Here is a 16,710-nt window from a genome sequence, read left to right on the forward strand (position 1 = left end):
GATAGGGAGGGGGCGGATGCGCGTCAATGGGTCGTGCAGTAACGCGTGGGACGGAGAGCGGTACCGGATGGGCGAGTTCTGGCCAGTGCCGGACGTGCTGACGTATCTGGCCGGGCGCTGGCGCGTCACGCGGTCGGTGCGGGATCTCGCGAGCGGCGCGGAGGGCGAGTTCACCGGCACCACCGAGTTCCGCGCGGCGGAGAGCGGCGGACTGCTGCACCACGAGTCCGGCACCTTCGTCTGGCAGGGCGTCGCCCGGCCCGCGGAGCGGACACTGCGGTTCCTGCCGGGCCCGGGCGGCACGGCCGACGTGCGGTTCGCCGACGGACGGCCGTTCCACGGCCTGGACCTGACGTCCGGCCGCCACACCGCCGACCATCCCTGCTCGGCGGACCTCTACCGCGGGGAGTTCACCGTCCTCGACGCGGACCACTGGCGGACCGTGTGGCACGTCCGCGGTCCAGCCAAGGACCTGGTACTGAGCACCGGCTACGCGCGCGAGGGCTGAGCGGACGCCCCGTCGAAGCGCAGGTTCCAGCGCCCCGCCCGGCCCGTCACGGAGGTCGTCGACAGCGGGCGGACGTCGATGTTCCAGTACGTCGAGGGCGGTGCCTTCAGGGCGTACACGAGAGCCGCCCGGATCACGGACGGCTCGGCCACCGCCACGACCCGGCAGCCGTCCTCGACGGGGCGGGTGTCGAGCCAGCCGCCGACCCGGGTGATGAAGTCGACCAGCGACTCACCGCCGTGCGGTGTGGCGCGCGGGTCGGCCAGCCAGGCGTCCACGGCATCCGGCTCCCGGGCCATCGCCTCGCCCAGGGTCAGCCCGCGCCACCGGCCCATGCCGCAGTCGCGCAGGCCGAGCTGCACCAGCGGCGCGTACCCGAGCCCCTCCCCCGTCGCCCGGCTGCGCGGAGTCGGCGAGCAGTAGCGCAGTTCGGCCGCGGCGAGCGGCAGCAGTTCCTGCGCGACGCGCTCCACCTCGGCCCAGCCGGCCTGGTCCAGCGGCCGCTCGTCCTCGAAACGCTCGGCGAGCACCGGGGTGCTGCGCGCGGCGGCGACAAAGGTGACCCGAAGTGGCATGCGGCGATCGTGGGCGCAGCAAGTGCGCAGGTCAAGAGGTGTTACCTACGAGTTACCGAGGGTGCACCGGCCCTCACGGGGCGAAGACCAGCGCCATCCAGTCCTCGGGGCGCTCCAGAGCCGCGAACCCGTGCCGCGCGTACACCCCGTGGGCGTCGTGGGTGGCGAGCAGCACCCGCCGCACCCCGTACGACCGCAGCTCGTCCCGTACGGCGGCCACGAGGGCGCCGCCGATGCCCTTGCCGCGCACCGACGGGTCGACGTACACGTCACACAGCCACCCGAAGGTCGCCCGGTCGGTGATCACCCGGGCGTAGGCGATCTGGTCTCCCGACACCGTGTCGTACACGCCGAAGTTGAGCGACCCCTCGATCGCCCGGTCCTGCTTCTCCCGGGGCCGCCCCAGCGCCCAGTACGCGTCGGTGGACAGCCAGTGGTGCACGCGCTCGCGGTCGACGCGGGCGGGGTCGGTGGAGATCTCGCAGCCCTCGGGCAGGCTCGGCATATCGGTCATGGCCGCGATGCTCGCAGGCGGCCCTCAGGCGCGTCGAGCGGTTATCCCAGCACCTCGTCACAGGCCGTGCGCAGCCGTCGTACGCCCTCGGCGATCTCCCCGGTCCCGGCGACCGCCGCGAAGCTCAGGCGGAGGTGCGCGGCCGGTGGTTCGGCGCTGAAGTACGGGCGGCCGGGTGTGAGGGCGACGCCGGCCCGCAGGGCCGCAGAGGTCAGGGCCGGTTCGTCCGTGCCGTCGGGCAGGCGGGGCCAGAGGTGGTAGCCGCCGGACGGGATGTGGGGCAGGGCCAGCTCCGGCAGGTGCAGGGCGAGTGCGCCGGTCATCGCGTCCCGGCGGGCCTTCAGCTCCGCGGAGACGGCCCGCAGATGACGCGGCCAGGCGGGCGAGCCGACGAGTTCCAGTGCGGCCTCCTGGAGCGGGCGCGGCACGAAGAACGTGTCGACGACCTGGATGGCCCGCAGCCGCTCCAGGACCGGCCCGCGCGCGGCCAGGGCGCTCACCCGGAAGCTGGGCGAGGTCGCCTTGGTGAGCGAGGAGACGTGGACGACGACACCGTCGGGGTCGTCGGCGGCCAGCGGGCGCGGCAGCGGCCCCGCGTCCTCGTGCACCAGGCGCCGGACGAAGTCGTCCTCGACGACGAACGCGCCCGCCTCCCGGGCGATGCGCAGCACCTCGGCGCGCCGCTCTGGCGCGAGGACCGCGCCGGTGGGGTTCTGGAAGAGCGGCTGGCAGACGAAGGCCGGGGCGCCGGTGGCGCGGAACGCGTCCGCGAGCAGCTCCGGCCGCACCCCGTCGGCGTCCACCGGGACGGGGACCGGGCGCAGGCCCGCCGCCCGGGCGATGGCGAGCATGCCGGGGTAGGTCGGCGACTCGACCAGGACGGGGGCGCCGGGCGGGGCGAGGGCGCGCAGGGCGGTGGTGAGCGCGGACTGCCCGCCCGCGGTGATCAGCACCTCGGCGGCCGTGACCGCGCCGCCGATGCTCCGCGCGAACCACTCGCGCAGTTCCGGCAGCCCCTCCATGGGCGGGCGTCCCCAGGCACCAGGACGGCGACCGGCCCGCGAGAGGGCGGCGGCCATCGCCCGCTCGGGCTGTAGCGACGGGTGCAGATAGCCGCCGTTGAACTCGATCACGCCGGGCGGCGGTGCGGCCAGCGACACCAGCACCCCGGAGGCGTCGACCGAGCGCGGCACGAGATCGGCGGCACCGTCGGCGCTGAGCGCGACTTCCTGCCAGGAGGTGTCGCCGGCGGGGGCCGGTGCCGTACGGGCCCGCGCGCGGAACGCGCCCGCTCCGGGCCGGGTCACCACCAGTCCCTCGGCGGCGAGCTGCGCCAGGGCCCGGGACACCGTCACCGGGCTCACCCGGAACCGCTCGACGAGCGCCCGGCTCGACGGCAGCTTTCCACCTGGTGAGTAGCGGTCGAGTTCCCGCCTCAGCTGTTCAGCCAGTTCTCCCACGCTGCTACGCTCTTGCATGAGAGCACAGAGTAGCGCTACTGCGGCATCCCCGATAGCAGTCGCCGCCCGGGGCCCGGAGCGCCCCGGCTTCGGCACCCTCCAGGCCGCGCTCGGCGTCGTCGCCTTCTCCCTCACGTTCCCGGCCACCGCCTGGGGGCTGGAGGGCTTCGGCCCCTGGTCGCTGGTCGCCGTGCGGAGCGTCCTGGCCGCGGTGATCGCGGGCACCGCGCTCCTGGTGCTGCGCGTGCCGCTGCCGGCCCGCCGGCACTGGTCGGGTCTCGCGGTCGTCGGGGCCGGTGTCGTCCTCGGGTTCCCTCTGCTGACCACGCTCGCGCTGGAGACCTCCACCACCGCGCATGCCGCCGTCGTGGTCGGGCTGCTGCCGCTGACGACCGCTCTCTTCTCCGCGCTGCGCGTGGGCACCCGCCCCTCACGCACCTTCTGGATCGCCGCCCTCGCGGGCGCGGCGGCGGTGCTGGCCTTCACCGTGCAGCAGAGCGGCGGTGCCCTGACCACCGCCGACCTCTACCTCTTCGCCGCGCTGCTGGTCTGCGCGGCCGGCTACACCGAGGGCGGCCGGCTGGCCCGGGTCATGCCGGGCTGGCAGGTGATCGGCTGGGCGCTGGTGCTGTGCCTGCCGCTGACCGTGCCCGTCGCCGCGCTCGCCCTGGCGCAGGAACCCGTGCGGCTGACCGCGCACAGCGTCACCGGACTGCTGTGGGTCGCGGCGGGCTCCCAGTTCGTCGGGCTGGTCGTCTGGTACCGCGGCATGGCGGCCATCGGCATCCCCAAGGCCAGCCAGTTGCAGCTCGCCCAGCCGCTGCTCACACTGGTGTGGTCGGTGCTGCTGCTGGGCGAGCACCTCACGGTCGCCGCCCCGCTGACGGCCGCGGCGGTGCTGGTCTGCATCGCCGTCACACAGCGATCACGCGGCTGAGCGGGACGGCGCACGGCCCCTGCCGGCAGGCGCCCCCCGCCGTAGACTCGGAGGCCACGGACCGCTGCTCCGCACACCGTGAGGAGGCCCCAGATGCGCGCAACCGTGGGCGACCAGCTTGTCCAGCACGGCAGGGTGGTCGGTCAGCACGACAAGGTCGGCGAGATCGTCGAGGTGCTCGGCCAGGAGGGCAGTCCCCCGTACCGCGTCCGGTTCGAGGACGGGCACGAGGGCGTGTGCTCACCGGGGCCCGACACGGAGATCCGGCACCGGGAGACCACCACCGGGCCATGACTCAGCGCGGGGGCGGCGCCGGCTGCCCGTAGTGGTCGGCGACGACCCGCGCCATGGCCCCGATCCGGTCGGCCGCCACGTCCCTGGCGGCGAAGTAGGCGTGTCCGCGCACCTGCGGGTACTCCGCGGCCAGCGTCAGGTGCCGGGAGAGTTCGGCCGTCTCCTGCCATGCCGCGGGCTGCGCCGGATCACCGGCCTTGTACAGCGCCTCCCCCACATAGAGCTGCGTCGGGCTGCCGCTCGCGACCTCCGCCCACCAGGGCACGAGCTTCGCGTAGTCGGCGGCGGCGAAGCCGATGTTCCAGTACAGCTGCGGGACGATGTAGTCGATCCAGCCCTCGCGCACCCACTTCCGGGTGTCCGCGTGCAGATCGTCGTACGTCTCCACGCCCGCCCGCGTGTCCGAGCCGAGCGGGTCGGTCGCGGCGTTGCGCCACACGCCGAAGGGGCTGATGCCGAAGCTCGCGCCCGGCCGGACCTCCTTGACGCGGTCCGCCGTCTCCCGCACCAGCCGGTCGATGTTGTCCCGCCGCCAGGCGGCCCGGTCTGGGCAGCCGCCGCCGTGCTCCTCGTAGGCCGCGTCGTCGTCGAAGCTCTGCCCCGCCACGGGGTACGGGTAGAAGTAGTCGTCGAAGTGGACGCCGTCCACGGGGTACTTCGCCACGGCGTCGAGCATCGCGTCCTCGACGAAGGCGCGGACCTCGGGCAGCCCCGGGTTGTAGAAGAGCTTCCCGCCGTACGTCACCACCCAGTCGGGGTTCTCACGGGCGGGGTGGGACGCGACGAGCCGGGCCGGGTCGGCGTGCGCGGCGACCCGGTAGGGGTTGAACCAGGCGTGCAGCCGGAGGCCCCGGGCGTGCGCCTCCTGGACCGCCGTGCCCAGCGGGTCCCAGCCGGGGTCCTTGCCCTGGGTGCCGGTGAGGTACTGGGACCACGGCTCGTACGGCGAGGGCCACAGGGCGTCCGCCGTGGGCCGGACCTGGAAGAACACGGTGTTGAGCCGGTTGCCGACCGCCGTGTCGAGGTGGGTGAGCAGCTCGTCGCGCTGCTGCGACGCGGTCAGCCCGGGCTTCGACGGCCAGTCGCGGTTGGCCATGGACGCGATCCAGACGCCCCGCATCGCGGGATCCGGCGCCCCGCCCCGGCTTCCGGTCGCGGCCGACGCCCGAGGCATCAACGTGAAGGCCGACAGCGCCGCCACCGCGAACGCCCTGCGTGACACTCGTCCCATCCGCATGCCCCAAAAAGCCGCGGATCCGCCCGGCCGCGGATCGCTCCGCGCCCAGCATGCCCGAAGCGGACCCGACCCCGGCGATCGATCATCGATACTTGGCGGTAACGTGCACGATCGGAGCAGACACCGGGACCCGGCGAGTCTGCCCGGACGTGGATCAGCAGCGAAAGGGACGATGTGACGGACATCCCAGCGGGAGACATTGCACGCGTCGGAGTCGTGGGCTGCGGTCAGATGGGCGCGGGGATCGCCGAGGTGTGCGCCCGGGCCGGCCTGGACGTCAAGGTCGCCGAGACCACCGGCGAAGCCCTGGAGATCGGCCGTACCCGGCTGTTCACCTCCCTGGCCAAGGCGGCCGAGCGCGGCAAGATCACCGAGGAGGAGCAGGAGGCCACGCTGGCCCGCCTGAGCTTCACCACGGACCTCGGCGAGTTCGCCGACCGTGACCTCGTGATCGAGGCCGTCGTCGAGAACGAGCAGGTCAAGACCGAGATCTTCCAGGTGCTCGACCAGGTCGTGACCCGGCCCGACGCGATCCTGGCGTCCAACACCTCCTCGATCCCGCTGGTGAAGCTGGCGGTGGCGACGTCGCGGCCCGACCAGGTCATCGGCATCCACTTCTTCAACCCGGCCCCGGTGCAGAAGCTCGTCGAGCTGATCCCCGCGCTGACCACGTCCGAGGCCACCATCGGCCGCGCCCAGCTGTTCACGGAGAAGCTGCTGGGCAAGCACGCGATCCGTGCCCAGGACCGCTCCGGCTTCGTGGTCAACGCGCTGCTGATCCCGTACCTGCTCTCCGCGATCCGGATGTTCGAGACGGGCATCGCCAGCCGCGAGGACATCGACAACGGCATGGAGATGGGCTGCGCCCACCCGATGGGCCCGCTGAAGCTGTCGGACCTGATCGGCCTGGACACGGTCGCCTCGGTCGCGCAGTCCATGTACGAGGAGTACAAGGAGCCCCTGTACGCCGCTCCCCCGCTGCTCCAGCGCATGGTCGACGCGGGCCGGCTGGGCCGCAAGTCCGGCTCGGGCTTCTACACGTACGCCTGACCGGCACTCTGCACCCCTTTCCCCCGAGGCTGATTACGGACGGTCAGATTTCGGCCAAACCGTGGGCCCGGCACCGTACTTGGTGCCGGGCCCACGGCATTCACACACCGTGTGCGCGCCGGGCTCGCATATGCCCTCCGCACACTCTCCCCAGGCGCCCACCAGGCGAGTTGACTCCTCATGCGCATGCAAGGGATGTGAAACGACTACGGAAAGGAGCGGAATCGTGACCGCCGATCCCGAGCATCCCGTCGTTCATGGAGAACTCGCAGAGTTACGACGCCGCCTCGATGTGGCCTACGCCCGCGTCGAGGGCGGACTGGCTCTGCTCAGCCACCGCACCGAGGAGACCGCCAAGGAGATCGAGGAGCTCAACACCCGGATCCACACGCTCGAACACGCGCGCTGGCCGCTGCCCGCGGTCGCCGCCCTCACCGCCGTGGGTGCCCTCGTCATGGCGATCTGGCAGGCGCTGGGCCGCTGACTCAGGGCAGCGTGTCCTGACCGAGCCTGAGATGGTGCAGCAGAAGTAACGCGGCCGCCATGTTGGCGGCCGGGACCTCGCCGCGGGCGACCATGTCGGGGACGAGCTTGAGGGGCACCCACTCCCGGCGGTCCGACTCGAAGTCGTCCACGGGGTGCCCGACGTAGTCGCCCTCGTCGGCCCAGTACACGTGGTGCCGGGCGTCGGTGAGCCCGTTGGACGGCTCCACGCTCATGAGGTGGCGCAGGGGTCCCGGCCGCCAGCCGGTCTCCTCCTCCAGTTCCCTGGCGGCCGCGAGGGCGATGTCCTCGCCGTCCTCGACGACCCCCGCCGCGAGTTCCCACCCCCAGCTGTCGGTGATGAAACGGTGCCGCCAGAGCAGCAGCACCTCGTTGGCCTCGTTGACGACCGTGGCCACCGCAACGGGCCGCAGCCGTATGAGGAAGTGGTCCAGGTGCCTGCCGTCCGGCAGTTCGACATCCGCGAGATTGACGCTGAACCAGCGGTTTGAGTACACAGTTTGCTCGTTGTGTTTCGTCCACTGCACGGTTCTGCCACCTTCCGTCGAGTAAGTGGCAATATCGCAGCAGGGACGGAGGGACAGCAGGCGCACGGGAAGCGCCTCGGAGCGACCCCGGGCACCACCGCCCGGATCTACAACGGTACGCGCAGGGCCCCGTCGATGAGTTCGGCGGCCTCGGCCGTGCCCGCGCAGCGACTGCGCACCAAGTGCTCCCGTACCGCGCGCAGCCGGTCGCGCAGCCGCTGGGACTCCATGCCCCGGGCCTGCTCGGCCATCTGCACGGCGATCACCACCGCCTTGTCGGCGTTGCCCTGCCGCAGCTCGATGGTGCTGAGCATGGCCAGCCGGTGCACCCTGCCGCGGTCGTGCGCCGGGTTGTCGACGGCGGCCGCGGCATGCTCCCCGGCGGCCGCGATCTCCCCGAGGCTCAGCAGCGCCTCCGCCACCTGGACGTTGACGAGGCCGGGCTGGACATAACCGGTCTCGTCGGGCTCGTAGCCGCGCCGGATGCGCTCGGCGGCCTGCTCGGCCCGCCGGATGCAGGACAGGGCGCTGCCGCCGTCGCCGAGATGCGCGTACGCCTTGGCCTGCATCGCGTAGAGGTCGGAGGCGAGCGCCGGGGTGATGTGCTTGCCGGCCGCCCGCAGCGCCGCCTCCGCGAAGGCGACGGACTGCCGGTACTCCCGCATGAACAGCGACTGGTTGACGAGCAGGGCGATCACATACGCTCCGAGACCCCGGTCCCCGCTGGCCTTGGCGAGCCGCAGGGCCTGGTGGAAGTAGCGCTGGGCGAGGCCGTGCGCGTCGGAGTCGTACGCGCAGATGCCGGCGACCGCCACCAACCCGCCCGTCGCCCGGTGCAGTTGACGTCCCGTCTCGTCGGTGTAGCTGCCGCGCAGCAGCGGCGCGGCCTCGGCGTTGAGGAAGCCGACGATCCGGGCCCGGGTCGCGATGCCCCCGGCCTTGCGGTACAGCTGCTCGTAGTGCGTGCGGGCGGCCCGCAGCATCTCCAGGTCGCCCGGGGTGACACGGTGTCTGCCGCCGCGGGAGACGTCCACGTCCTCGGGCGGGTTCTCCCACTCCCACACCGGCATCACGGCGGGCGTGCCGGTGAGCGCGGGCGCGCCCAGGATGTGCGGGCGCTGCTGCTGGTCGGAGCGCCACAGCGCGGTGGCCCGTTCGACGAACCCGGACAGGGAGCCGGTGTGCGGTGCGGACGGCTCGCCGGGCACGCCGAGGCCGATGTCGTCGAGGGTGACCTGCCGTTGCAGCCGGCCCGCGAGCACCTCGCAGATCAGGTCGGGCACCTGGCCCCGGGGCCGCTGCCCCTTCAACCACCGGGCGACGGCGGTGTGTTCGTACCTCAGGGACAGGCCACGCGCCCGTCCCGCCTGATTGACGTGTGCGGCCAGCCCCGCGTGCGAGATCCCCGCCTCGTCCAGGATCGCGTCGAGCAGAGTGTTGGGCTGCATGTGGGCCCCCCGGGTGGCTCGGTGCCGCCAGGTTAGTGGTTCCGCCTTCACACGGGGTGTGAACGGAGTGCCCGAATCCGCAGGGTGTGCGCGCTGTCGCTGAGAGTCGCCGGCCGGTTTGACTGAACTGCCTCGAAAGAGGCCGGCCGGGCCGCCGGCTCCCCCTCGTACAGTGCGGCGGCCCGCACCCGCCGTCCGCCCGGCCGCCTGCCCGACACTCCGTGGCGGGGCGGACGGCATCGCCGGCCGCCCCGAGGGGCGCGGGGGACTGCGCGACGAGCCACGACGATCCCGCAGCCGCCGCCGACGCGCAGTCCCGCGGGCGCTAACTCCGCAGCTCGGCTCCGACACGCTCGCCCGCGAGGGCGACCGCCGCGTCCCGGGCCGCAGAGGCCTCGTCCACGGTCAGGGTCCGGTCGGCCGCCCGGAACCGCAGCGCATAGGCGAGGGACTTCCGTCCGTCGCCCAGCTGCTCCGCGTTCTCGTAGACGTCGAACAGCCGGATCGACTCCAGCAGTTCGCCGGCTCCCGCACGCAGGGCCTCCTCGACCTCCGCCGCCGGGACGACGGCGTCGACGACCAGGGCGACGTCCTGCGTGGCGACGGGGAACGTGGAGATCCGCGGCGCCGCGGCCGTGGCGTCACCGGCGGCCTCCACCGCGTCCAGGTCGATCTCCATCGCGCAGCTGCGCGCGGGCAGCCCGAGGGCCTTCACGACCCGCGGGTGCAGCTCGCCCGCGTGCCCCACGACCCGCTCGGCACCGTCCACGGTGACCACGAGCTCGGCACACCGCCCGGGGTGCCACGGCCCGTACTGCCCCTTGCGGATGACGAGTTCGGCACCGGCCTCGCGGGCGACGGACCGGGCGGCCTCGACCGCGTCGGCCCAGTCGGCCGGACGGCCCTTGCCCCACCAGCCGGCCTGCTCGCGCGCACCGGCGAGAACGACGGCCACGTGCCGCGGCTGGTCGGGCAGCGCCGCGTCCAGCTCGGCGAGCTCCTCGTCGGTCGGGCGGCGGTCGACGGGCAGCACGGCCGCGGTCCGCCGCTCCTCGCGCGGCCGGAAGACCAGACCGGTTTCGAACAGCGCGAGGTCGTGCGAGCCCCGGCCGTCGTTGCGGCGCAGGGCGGCGAGCAGGCCCGGCAGCAGCGACGTGCGCAGCGCGGGCTCCTCGTCGCTCAGCGGGTTGCTGAGCTTCACGACGCGGCGGGCCGGGTCGTCCGCTTCCAGGCCGAGCTGGTCGAAGACCTGCTCACTGATGAACGGGTAGTTCAGCGCCTCGACGTACCCGGCACCGGCCAGCGCACGGCCCACGCGGCGGTGCAGCCGCTGCCGGCCGGTCAGGCCGAGGCCCGCCGGCGGCTTGGGCAGCGTGGAGGGCAGGTTCTCGTAGCCCTCCAGCCGGATGACCTCTTCGGCCAGGTCGTTCGGGTCGGTGAGGTCGGGCCGCCAGGACGGCACGGTGACGATCAGCTCGTCCTGCCCGTACACGTCGCAGCCGACCTCCTGGAGGCGGCGCACGACGGTCTCGCGGCCGTAGACGACGCCCGCGACCTTGTCCGGGTGGTCGGCCGGGAGGGTGATCGTGTGCGGCGCGGAGGGGGCCAGGATCTCGGTGACGCCGGCCTCGGCGGTGCCTCCGGCGAGCAGGACCAGCAGGTCGACCGTGCGCTGAGCGGCAGCGGCGGCGGCCTGCGGGTCGATGCCGCGCTCGAAGCGCCGGGACGCCTCCGAGGACAGCTTGTGGCGGCGGGCCGTGCGCGCGATCGACACCGCGTCGAAGTGCGCGGCCTCGATGACGACGTCCGCCGTCGTGTTCTCGGCGTTGTCGTGGTCGGCGATCTCCGTGTTGGCGCCGCCCATGACGCCGGCGAGCCCGATGGGGCCCCGGTCGTCGGTGATCACCAGGTCCTCGGCGTCCAGCGTGCGCTTGACACCGTCGAGGGTGGTGAGCTTCTCGCCCGCCTCGGCCCGGCGCACGCCGATCGTGCCCTGGACCAGGCCGCGGTCGTAGGCGTGCAGCGGCTGGCCGAGCTCCATCATCACGTAGTTCGTGACGTCGACGGCGAGGGAGACCGGGCGCATGCCGACCTTCTGCAGCCGGCGCTGGAGCCAGATCGGGGAGCGGGCCTCGGCGCTCAGGCCGGTCACCGTACGGGCGGTGAAGCGGTCGCAGCCGGCGGGGTCCGAGATCCGCACCGGGTAGCCGTAGGCGTTCGGGCCGGGCACGTCGATCAGGGCGGGGTCGCGCAGCGGCAGGCCGTAGGCGATGGCGGTCTCGCGGGCCACGCCGCGGATGGACAGGCAGTCGCCGCGGTTGGCGGTGACGGCGATGTCCAGGACCTCGTCGACGAGCTCCAGGAGCTCGATGGCGTCCTTGCCGACCTCGGTCTCCGGCGGCAGGACGATGATGCCCTTGGTGCCGTCGTCGCCCATGCCCAGCTCGTCGCCGGAGCAGATCATGCCGTGCGAGTTCCTGCCGTACGTCTTGCGCGCGGAGATCGTGAAACCGCCGGGCAGCGAGGCGCCGGGCAGGACCACGACGACCTTGTCGCCGACCGCGAAGTTACGGGCGCCGCAGACGATCTCCTGGGGCTCGCCGGTGCCGTTGGCCTGGCCGACGTCGACGGTGCAGAAGCGGATCGGCTTCTTGAAGCCCTCCAGCTCCTCGATGGTCAGCACCTGGCCGACGACCAGCGGCCCCTTGAGGTCGGCACCGAGCTGCTCGACGGTCTCGACCTCCAGACCGGCGGAAATGAGCTTGGCCTGGACGTCGCGGCCGGTCTCGGTGGCCGGCAGGTCGACGTACTCCCGCAGCCAAGAAAGCGGGACCCGCATCAGATCTCCATCCCGAACGGCCGGGTGAACCGGACGTCACCCTCGACCATGTCTCGCATGTCCTCGACGTTGTGGCGGAACATCAGCATCCGCTCGATGCCGAACCCGAAGGCGAAGCCGCTGTACTTCTCCGGGTCGACGCCGCAGGCGGTCAGCACCTTGGGGTTGACCATGCCGCAGCCGCCGAGCTCGATCCAGCCCTCGCTGGAGCAGGTGCGGCAAGGCCGGTCGGGGTTGCCGACGGACTCGCCGCGGCACACGTAGCACACCATGTCCATCTCGGCGGACGGCTCGGTGAAGGGGAAGAAGTTGGGCCGCAGCCGGGTCTTCATGCCCTCGCCGAACAGCGCCGTGACCATGTGGTCGAGGGTGCCCTTGAGGTCGGCCATGGTGAGGCCCTCGTCGACGGCGAGCAGCTCGACCTGGCGGAAGACGGGGGTGTGCGTGGCGTCCAGCTCGTCGGTGCGGTAGACGACACCGGGGCAGATCACGTAGACCGGCAGGTCGCGCTGCAGCAGCGAACGGATCTGCACGGGCGAGGTGTGGGTGCGCAGCACGACGCCGGAGTCGGAACCGCCGTCGGCGTTCTGCACGAAGAAGGTGTCCTGCTCGCCGCGGGCCGGGTGGTCCGGGCCGATGTTGAGGGCGTCGAAGTTGAACCACTCGGCCTCGACCTCGGGCCCCTCGGCGACCTCGTAGCCCATGGCCACGAACACGTCCTCGATGCGCTCCGACAGCGTGGTCAGCGGGTGCCGGGCACCGGCGGCGACGCGGTCGTAGGGCAGCGTGACGTCCACCGCCTCCTCGACGAGGACGCGCGCGTCCCGCTCGGCCTCCAGTTCCACCTGGCGGGCGGCGAGGGCCTTGTTCACGGCGCCGCGGGCCTGGCCGACACGCTTGCCAGCCTCGGCCTTGGCGTGCGGGGGCAGGGCGCCGATCTCGCGGTTGGCGAGGGCCAGCGGGGAGGCGGGGCCGGTCTGGGCGACCTTGGCCTCGTGGAGTGCGTCGAGGGAGTCCGCGGCGGCGAAGGCGGCGAGCGCCTCGTCCCGCATGCGCTCGATCTCTTCCGGTTTCAACGTCTCGACCTCGACAGGGTCGTACGACTTATTCGGTGCCGACATCTCTTCCCGTGCTTCCGATTGGCTGGCTGGAGGTCCCCGTCTCCGACTCGGACGGCCGCCTGAAGGGACACAAAGGTGCCAATGGCCGAGTCTAACGGGGTGGAGGTACGCGAATGCGCCCGCGGTGCTCAGGCGAGATAGGCCGGAGCGCTCACGGGCAACGTAAATCGGAACTCGGCGCCTGCGCCGGGGGCGCGGCCGACCGTGATGGTGCCGCCGTGGGCCTCGACGATGCCCTTGACGATGTAGAGCCCGAGGCCCGTCCCGCCGCGCTTGCTGCCCCGCCAGAAGCGGGTGAAGACGCGGTTCATGGACTCCTCCGGGATGCCGGGCCCCTCGTCGCTCACCGTGACCGACGTACCAGTGTCCTCGTCCTCGCGGGGGGACGCCGTGGCCGTGACGTCGATCGTGACAGTTCCCTCGCCGTGCCGCACGGCATTTTCGAGCAGGTTGCTGAGCACCTGGTCGATCTTGTCGGGGTCGGCCCACAGGTCGGGCAGCGGCTGCTGGACGCGCAGCAGGAACCGGTCGGCGGGCTGCCCGGCGGCGACGTAGGCCTGGATGTGCCGGCCGACGGCGGCGCCGATGTCGACGGGCTGGCGGCGCACCTCCAGGCGGCCGGAGTCGATCCGGGAGATGTCGAGCAGCTCGGCGATGAGCCGGGTGACCCGGTCGGCGTCGGCGTCGACGGTCTCCAGCATGAGCCGCTTCTGGTCGTCGGTGAAGCGTTCCCACTTGGCCAGCAGTGTGGCGGTGAAGCCCTTGACGGAGGTCAGCGGGGAGCGCAGTTCGTGGGCGACGGTGGCGATCAGCTCGGCGTGGCTGCGCTCGGTGCGGCGGCGGGCCTCGGTGTCGCGCAGGGTGACGACCAGGCGCCGGAGGGGCCCGGTGGGCCGGGTGCGTACGTAGCGCGCGGAGACCAGCACCTCACGGCCGCCGGGCAGGAGCAGATTGCGCTCGGGCTGTCCGACGCGGATGGCGAGGCCGCCGTACGGGTCGGTCAGCTGCCACCAGCGCCGGCCTTCCAGGTCCTCTAAGGGCAGGGCCTTCTCCAGCCGCTGCCCGAGGGCGTCCCGGGCGCGGACGGCGGTGATGCGCTCGGCGGCCGCGTTGAAGCAGATGACGTGGCCCTGCTCGTCGGCGACGACGAGCCCGTCGGGCAGGTGGTCGGGGTCGATGCCGAGGCCGGCGGGATCACCGGGTGGCCGGGACGCGGCGGGCGGGCTCCCGGCGTCCTGGGCTCCCGGTGCGCTGCTCGTGCCGACGCTCATCCCCGTACCCCACCTCCAAGGCTCCGCAGAGGGGTCCTGAGCTGGTCACCCTACTAGTTCCCGGTGACGGAGCGGCACCCTCCGGAGGCGCGCTGTGCACGCGCCGACGCATAGAGACATACGGCGGCGGCGGTGGCGAGGTTCAGGCTCTCGGCCTTCCCGTGGATCGGGACGCGGACGACGGCGTCGGTGAGGGCACGGGTCTCCTCCGGCAGGCCCCAGGCCTCGTTGCCGAAGACCCAGGCGGTGGGCCCGCCCATGGTGCCCTTGTCGAGCTCGTCGTCGAGGTCGCGGTCGCCCGCTCCGTCGGCGGCGAGGATCCGGACACCGGCCTCCCGCAGCCCCTCCACGGCCTGCTCCACGGGGACGCCGACGGCGACGGGCAGGTGGAACAGGGAGCCGACGGAGGCGCGGACGGCCTTGGGGTTGTACACGTCGACGGAGGCGTCGGTCAGGACGACCGCCTCGGCCCCGGCGGCGTCGGCGCAGCGCAGCACGGTCCCGGCGTTGCCCGGGTCGCGGACGTTGGCGAGGAGGGCGACGAGCCGGGGGCGGGCCGCGAGGACCTCCTCGAAGGGCGTGTCCAGGAACCGGCAGACGCCCACGAGGCCCTGCGGGGTGACGGTGGTGGAGATGTCGGCGATGACCTGCTCGGCCGCGAGGTGCACCCGGGCTCCGGCGTCCCGGGCGGCCCCGACGATGTCGGCGTGGCGCTCGGCGGCCTCCAGCGTCGTGAACAGCTCCACGAGCGTGGCCCCGGCCTCGGTGCGGTGCCCCGCGGCCTCCCGCACGGCCTGCGGCCCCTCCGCCAGGAACAGCCGGTCCTTCCCCCTGAAGTTCCGCTTCGCCAGCCGCCGCGCGGCCAGGACGCGGGGGGAGCGGGGGGAGACGAGCTCGGGGGTGGCAGGCGGCATCCTGTTCGCTTTCTCGGTAACTGCACAGCAGGACCCGCAGACCGACCGGCCTGCGGGTCCTTCAGTTCGCGTCGGCCTGGGCCGGCGTCACGCAGCCTTCGGCGCGTTCACGTCGCTCGGCAGCGCCTTCTGGGCGACCTCGACGAGGGCGGCGAACGCACCGGCGTCGTTGACGGCCAGCTCGGCCAGGATCTTGCGGTCGACCTCGACGTTCGCGGCCTTCAGACCCTGGATGAAGCGGTTGTAGGTCATGCCGTTGGCGCGGGCAGCGGCGTTGATGCGCTGGATCCACAGCTGACGGAAGTCGCCCTTGCGCTTTTTGCGGTCGTTGTAGTTGTAGACCAGCGAGTGGGTGACCTGCTCCTTGGCCTTGCGGTACAGGCGCGAGCGCTGACCGCGGTAGCCGGAGGCCTGCTCGAGGATCGCCCGGCGCTTCTTGTGGGCGTTGACTGCCCGCTTGACGCGTGCCACTTGTTAACTCCTTGTAGCGGGGTCGTGGGGGTGCTCACACGACCCGAAATCGATTGGGTCCCGGTCTGACGTACGTCCGGCGCTCACGCGCCCGGACGTCACTTGCCGAGAAGCTTCTTGATCTTCGCGGCGTCGCCCGGGGCCATCTCGGCGTTGCCGGTGAGGCGACGCGTCACGCGGGACGACTTGTGCTCGAGCAGGTGGCGCTTGCCGGCGCGCTCGCGCAGCACCTTGCCGGAGCCGGTGATCTTGAAGCGCTTGCTGGCACCGCTGTGCGACTTGTTCTTCGGCATAGCGCCGTTCTCTCCTCGTCGGTGGCGCTCCGGTGCCCGGTCGCGAAACCGGGCACGGTGGAGCGTCGTCTTGTATCGGTTACTTCCTGGGACTGGCGTCCCGGGGAGTCACGCCTCGGCGGGCTCCTCAGCCGGCGCCTCGGTCTCCGCGGCGTTCTGCGACTTGCCGGGGTTGGCCTTCGCTTCCGCCTTGCGGGCTTCCTGCGCCTGGCGAGCCTCGGCCATCGCCTCGGTCTTCTTCTTGTGCGGACCGAGAACCATGATCATGTTCCGGCCGTCCTGCTTCGGGTTCGACTCGACGAAACCGAGGTCCTGGACGTCCTCCGCGAGACGCTGCAGCAGTCGGTAGCCCAGCTCGGGACGGGACTGCTCGCGACCACGGAACATGATCGTGATCTTGACCTTGTCGCCCTGCTTGAGGAACCGGACGACGTGACCCTTCTTGGTGTCATAGTCGTGCGGGTCGATCTTCGGCCGGAGCTTCATCTCCTTGATGACCGTGTGCGCCTGGTTCTTGCGCGCCTCACGGGCCTTCATGGCCGACTCGTACTTGAACTTCCCGTAGTCCATGAGCTTGCACACGGGCGGACGGGCGTTCGCCGCGACCTCGACCAGGTCCAGGTCGTACTCCTGCGCAAGCTCCAGTGCCTTGGCCAGGGGGACGATGCCCACCTGCTCGCCACTGGGACCGACAAGTCGCACCTCGGGAACGCGAATCCGGTCGTTGATGCGGGGCTCGGCGCTGAT

Annotated in this window: 18 protein-coding genes; 5 read left to right on the forward strand and 13 right to left on the reverse strand. The window is 72.3% G+C overall.

What is annotated here, in order from left to right:
- Window positions 1-67: 67 nt before the first annotated feature.
- Window positions 68-508: a DUF6314 family protein gene (locus HNR57_RS21560; protein WP_184561809.1), complete on the forward strand. Its 441-nt coding sequence runs from the start codon at window positions 68-70 to the stop codon at window positions 506-508.
- Here HNR57_RS21560 and HNR57_RS21565 read toward each other — a convergent pair.
- The 3 genes from HNR57_RS21565 to HNR57_RS21575 all read right to left on the reverse strand — a co-directional run bounded on the left by HNR57_RS21565 (window position 490) and on the right by HNR57_RS21575 (window position 3,075).
- Window positions 490-1,083, reverse strand: coding sequence for a histidine phosphatase family protein (locus HNR57_RS21565; protein WP_184561811.1), 594 nt, complete (start codon window positions 1,081-1,083; stop codon window positions 490-492). The genes HNR57_RS21560 and HNR57_RS21565 overlap by 19 nt on opposite strands.
- A gap of 73 nt (window positions 1,084-1,156) precedes the next feature.
- Window positions 1,157-1,597 (reverse strand): GNAT family N-acetyltransferase, encoded by a 441-nt coding sequence (locus HNR57_RS21570; RefSeq protein ID WP_184561813.1) that lies wholly within the window; start codon window positions 1,595-1,597, stop codon window positions 1,157-1,159.
- Window positions 1,598-1,638: 41 nt separating this feature from the next.
- Window positions 1,639-3,075: an aminotransferase-like domain-containing protein gene (locus HNR57_RS21575; protein WP_184561815.1), complete on the reverse strand. Its 1,437-nt coding sequence runs from the start codon at window positions 3,073-3,075 to the stop codon at window positions 1,639-1,641.
- Between HNR57_RS21575 and HNR57_RS21580 the strand changes: the two genes are divergently transcribed.
- Both HNR57_RS21580 and HNR57_RS21585 read left to right on the forward strand, forming a co-directional pair.
- Window positions 3,074-3,994, forward strand: a complete 921-nt coding sequence (locus HNR57_RS21580; RefSeq protein WP_184561817.1) for a DMT family transporter — start codon at window positions 3,074-3,076, stop codon at window positions 3,992-3,994. The genes HNR57_RS21575 and HNR57_RS21580 overlap by 2 nt on opposite strands.
- A 93-nt stretch (window positions 3,995-4,087) precedes the next feature.
- Entirely contained in the window at window positions 4,088-4,288 is a 201-nt protein-coding gene (locus tag HNR57_RS21585; RefSeq protein WP_059422898.1) for a DUF1918 domain-containing protein, read from the forward strand.
- 1 nt (window position 4,289) lies between these two features.
- Here the strand turns inward: HNR57_RS21585 and HNR57_RS21590 are convergent, their stop codons facing one another.
- Window positions 4,290-5,519, reverse strand: a complete 1,230-nt coding sequence (locus HNR57_RS21590) for a glycoside hydrolase family 10-like protein (RefSeq protein WP_446696903.1) — start codon at window positions 5,517-5,519, stop codon at window positions 4,290-4,292.
- A gap of 180 nt (window positions 5,520-5,699) precedes the next feature.
- On the opposite strand from HNR57_RS21590, the gene HNR57_RS21595 reads away from it, so the two are divergent.
- Window positions 5,700-6,575, forward strand: a complete 876-nt coding sequence (locus HNR57_RS21595; protein ID WP_184561821.1) for a 3-hydroxybutyryl-CoA dehydrogenase — start codon at window positions 5,700-5,702, stop codon at window positions 6,573-6,575.
- A 226-nt stretch (window positions 6,576-6,801) separates the two neighbouring features.
- Window positions 6,802-7,059, forward strand: a complete 258-nt coding sequence (locus HNR57_RS21600) for a hypothetical protein (RefSeq protein ID WP_030243880.1) — start codon at window positions 6,802-6,804, stop codon at window positions 7,057-7,059.
- Window position 7,060: 1 nt separating this feature from the next.
- Here HNR57_RS21600 and HNR57_RS21605 read toward each other — a convergent pair whose 3' ends face one another.
- The 9 genes from HNR57_RS21605 to infC form a co-directional block, all read right to left on the reverse strand.
- A complete protein-coding gene (locus HNR57_RS21605; RefSeq protein ID WP_184561823.1) occupies window positions 7,061-7,606 on the reverse strand; it encodes an NUDIX hydrolase in 546 nt (181 codons plus the stop codon).
- 107 nt (window positions 7,607-7,713) lie between these two features.
- A complete protein-coding gene (locus HNR57_RS21610; RefSeq protein WP_184561825.1) occupies window positions 7,714-9,054 on the reverse strand; it encodes an NsdA family TPR-like regulatory protein in 1,341 nt (446 codons plus the stop codon).
- Window positions 9,055-9,379: 325 nt separating this feature from the next.
- Window positions 9,380-11,893, reverse strand: a complete 2,514-nt coding sequence (gene pheT, locus HNR57_RS21615; protein ID WP_184561827.1) for a phenylalanine--tRNA ligase subunit beta — start codon at window positions 11,891-11,893, stop codon at window positions 9,380-9,382.
- On the reverse strand, window positions 11,893-13,014 hold the full coding sequence (gene pheS, locus HNR57_RS21620; protein ID WP_184561829.1) for a phenylalanine--tRNA ligase subunit alpha: 1,122 nt from the start codon (window positions 13,012-13,014) through the stop codon (window positions 11,893-11,895). Before pheS ends, pheT begins: the two co-directional genes overlap by 1 nt.
- A gap of 128 nt (window positions 13,015-13,142) precedes the next feature.
- On the reverse strand, window positions 13,143-14,285 hold the full coding sequence (locus HNR57_RS21625) for a sensor histidine kinase (protein ID WP_184561831.1): 1,143 nt from the start codon (window positions 14,283-14,285) through the stop codon (window positions 13,143-13,145).
- A 53-nt stretch (window positions 14,286-14,338) separates the two neighbouring features.
- On the reverse strand, window positions 14,339-15,199 hold the full coding sequence (locus tag HNR57_RS21630) for a TrmH family RNA methyltransferase (RefSeq protein WP_184561833.1): 861 nt from the start codon (window positions 15,197-15,199) through the stop codon (window positions 14,339-14,341).
- Between the two features lie 87 nt (window positions 15,200-15,286).
- Window positions 15,287-15,670, reverse strand: coding sequence for a 50S ribosomal protein L20 (gene rplT / locus HNR57_RS21635; RefSeq protein WP_003989074.1), 384 nt, complete (start codon window positions 15,668-15,670; stop codon window positions 15,287-15,289).
- A gap of 98 nt (window positions 15,671-15,768) precedes the next feature.
- Window positions 15,769-15,963, reverse strand: coding sequence for a 50S ribosomal protein L35 (gene rpmI / locus HNR57_RS21640; RefSeq protein WP_003977225.1), 195 nt, complete (start codon window positions 15,961-15,963; stop codon window positions 15,769-15,771).
- A 108-nt stretch (window positions 15,964-16,071) separates the two neighbouring features.
- Window positions 16,072-16,710 carry a translation initiation factor IF-3 gene (infC, locus tag HNR57_RS21645; protein WP_078955787.1) on the reverse strand — a complete coding sequence of 213 codons (639 nt, stop codon included), beginning with the start codon at window positions 16,708-16,710 and terminating at the stop codon, window positions 16,072-16,074.

The sequence above is a fragment of the Streptomyces paradoxus genome (genome assembly GCF_014202475.1).
GTDB lineage: Bacteria > Actinomycetota > Actinomycetes > Streptomycetales > Streptomycetaceae > Streptomyces > Streptomyces paradoxus.

Bases quoted from the DNA above. Each gene is read 5' to 3' on its own strand.
- HNR57_RS21575 (WP_184561815.1), bottom strand. From the start codon at position 3,075: ATGCAAGAGCGTAGCAGCGTGGGAGAACTGGCTGAACAGCTGAGGCGG.
- HNR57_RS21560 (WP_184561809.1), top strand. From the start codon at position 68: ATGGGCGAGTTCTGGCCAGTGCCGGACGTGCTGACGTATCTGGCCGGG.
- HNR57_RS21565 (WP_184561811.1), bottom strand. From the start codon at position 1,083: ATGCCACTTCGGGTCACCTTTGTCGCCGCCGCGCGCAGCACCCCGGTG.
- pheT (WP_184561827.1), bottom strand. From the start codon at position 11,893: ATGCGGGTCCCGCTTTCTTGGCTGCGGGAGTACGTCGACCTGCCGGCC.
- HNR57_RS21585 (WP_059422898.1), top strand. From the start codon at position 4,088: ATGCGCGCAACCGTGGGCGACCAGCTTGTCCAGCACGGCAGGGTGGTC.
- HNR57_RS21590 (WP_446696903.1), bottom strand. From the start codon at position 5,519: ATGGGACGAGTGTCACGCAGGGCGTTCGCGGTGGCGGCGCTGTCGGCC.
- HNR57_RS21625 (WP_184561831.1), bottom strand. From the start codon at position 14,285: ATGAGCGTCGGCACGAGCAGCGCACCGGGAGCCCAGGACGCCGGGAGC.
- pheS (WP_184561829.1), bottom strand. From the start codon at position 13,014: ATGTCGGCACCGAATAAGTCGTACGACCCTGTCGAGGTCGAGACGTTG.
- HNR57_RS21630 (WP_184561833.1), bottom strand. From the start codon at position 15,199: ATGCCGCCTGCCACCCCCGAGCTCGTCTCCCCCCGCTCCCCCCGCGTC.
- rpmI (WP_003977225.1), bottom strand. From the start codon at position 15,963: ATGCCGAAGAACAAGTCGCACAGCGGTGCCAGCAAGCGCTTCAAGATC.
- HNR57_RS21580 (WP_184561817.1), top strand. From the start codon at position 3,074: ATGAGAGCACAGAGTAGCGCTACTGCGGCATCCCCGATAGCAGTCGCC.
- HNR57_RS21570 (WP_184561813.1), bottom strand. From the start codon at position 1,597: ATGACCGATATGCCGAGCCTGCCCGAGGGCTGCGAGATCTCCACCGAC.
- HNR57_RS21610 (WP_184561825.1), bottom strand. From the start codon at position 9,054: ATGCAGCCCAACACTCTGCTCGACGCGATCCTGGACGAGGCGGGGATC.